The 2,118-nt window shown below is 58.3% G+C and carries 1 protein-coding gene and 1 pseudogene; both read right to left on the bottom strand.

The features are described 5' to 3' along the window. Positions 1-125 (bottom strand): annotated as a pseudogene (locus H522_RS22245) (IS256 family transposase); the annotation flags it as partial. 91 nt (positions 126-216) lie between these two features. Beyond that, complete coding sequence (ltrA, locus tag H522_RS20095) at positions 217-1,530, bottom strand: group II intron reverse transcriptase/maturase (RefSeq protein ID WP_081412234.1); 1,314 nt, start codon at positions 1,528-1,530, stop codon at positions 217-219. Between the last annotated feature and the right edge of the window lie 588 nt (positions 1,531-2,118).

The following is a 2,118-nucleotide window of genomic DNA, read 5'->3' on the forward strand; positions in this document are numbered from 1 at the left end:
ACCTGCTCCATCAACAAACGGGCTGTCTTCACATCCGGCGCATCCAGGATGGCCCGTACTTTCCCATACAGCTCCGCCTGCAAACTCTTAGGCACAGCGTCCAGGAAGTTGCGCATAAGTAGAGTAGAAGGCTGGCGCGGCAAGGCCGTTTCCAGCCTCCCCTCATCGAACCGTGCGTGACGTTCTCCGTCACACGGCTCTCCTAACTCCTTCACCTCAGGCGTTCACAGAATCGTAAACCACTGTTCCCGCCAATGTACGCAAACCAAGATGCGTGCGACTAGAAAGGTAGACCGACATCCCACGTCGGATACCGCGACGACCGTACTTCCGGGCGATGAAGCGGCTCAACCGCTCTACAACGTAATTGTCTATTGCCCGAAACTGGCGTGTGGAATTCCCATAGCGGAAGTACGCAGCCCATCCGGTCAGGAAACGATTGAGATCTTGGACAACCACACTGATCGGAAGTCCTATTCGGTGCAGCGGAGTCAGCTCGCGAATGCGCTCGCGCGCTCGCTTCATCGCCTTCCGACTCGGCCAGCAAGCGACGTACCATGCACCGGGCTTCCAATGACTCGGGAGCCATCGATAGTGGTAGCCGAGGAAATCGAACCCGGTTCCGGTCCTTTGCAGGTTCACTACTCGCGTCTTTTCCGGTGAAAGGGTCAGTCCCAGCCTTCCGAGTAGGGTTTGCAAGATACGGTAAATCCGTTGGGCTTGCCATCGCTGCCAGGTCAGAATGACCAGGTCGTCCGCATATCGTACGAGTTTCCCCAGCCGGCTGTATCGGGTCTGCCACAGCATGTCCAGGACATGGAGGTAGATGTTCGCCAAGAGAGGCGATATGATCCCGCCCTGCGGCGTACCCGTTTCCGTCTCATGCAGTACTCCGTCTTCCATGACACCAGCGTCCAACCATTGCCACAACAGGTGCAGCATTCTCCGGTCGCTTATCCGACGTCGTACAAGCCTCATCAACAGCCCGCGTTTGAGGTTGTCGAAGAAGCCGACGATGTCCGCGTCTACCACCCAGCGGCATTGCTCCCGTTGAATGGCTCGGCGTATGCGTCGTCTCACATCATGGGCCGAACGTTTGGGCCGGAATCCGTATGAACAATCCCGAAAGTTAGCTTCGAAGATGGGCTCCAGCACAATCTTTGCGGCGGTTTGAACAATGCGGTCACGCACGGTTGGAATCCCCAGCGGACGCTTACGCCCATCCGGTTTTGGAATGTAGACTCGCCGAACGGGCTGCGGGCGGTAGCTGCCATCCCGTAATTCCTCTTGCAGTTGACGGAGAAAGGGAACCACACCGTGCCGCTCGATATCCTCGATCGTGACTCCATCCACACCTGCACTGCCGCCGTTTGCTTTCACCATTTGCCATGCTTGCCACAGTACGTCGTTCCGATATACCTTGTCGTACAGGGCGTGAAAACGTCGCTCTCGATTCTGCTTGGCCGCAAGGTAGAGCTTGACTTGGAGAGAGCGCGTCTTTTCATGCACGTGGTTAGCCGTCTTTGGCATTCATGCAACGCCCCTCTCTTCGTCTTGCATGGAATTAGCAGGGGGCCTTCCCTCGAACGCGGTTTTGTTGTCCGACATCCTCCGACGGTACTACGCCCCCATCCGCCACCCTCCTGGCAGAGCACCGATTTCCCGGGGCTCACCGGTTATACGGCCTCCGTCTCCTGCTTAGCAGGGCCAGGGAGGGCTTCCCCAGTTCCGATGATGGCCTTCCAACCGTTCCGCTCCCCTTACCGCGGCGAGTTCTTCGAGACTGCTATCCAGGTTCTTCGTCTCTTCCATGGCCTTCACCGTGACACTCCCGGCTCGGCTCTCGCTTGTTCCCTTTTTGGGATGCCATCACACGGCGGCAGGATTCGCTTCATGCTACGGACCAGCTGGTTGCTCCCCCTATAGGGCTTTTGACGCGGCGCTTCGATGCCCGGCGTTTCCCCCGGACACCGGCCGTCTGCTACCGGGCTCCCTGGCGATTACCCGGACCGGACTTTCACCGGCTGGTCACCATCAGCTTGCGCAGGCCGGGTACCGACCTGCTCTGGGCACACAGTGAGTTTGGCACCGTTGCCATGTACAGCCCTGAAACTGTGT

This window comes from Alicyclobacillus herbarius DSM 13609 (genome assembly GCF_000430585.1).
In the GTDB taxonomy this organism is placed as follows: domain Bacteria; phylum Bacillota; class Bacilli; order Alicyclobacillales; family Alicyclobacillaceae; genus Alicyclobacillus_G; species Alicyclobacillus_G herbarius.

Coding starts and splice junctions, on each gene's coding strand:
- ltrA (WP_081412234.1), bottom strand. CDS start 1,530: ATGCCAAAGACGGCTAACCACGTGCATGAAAAGACGCGCTCTCTCCAA.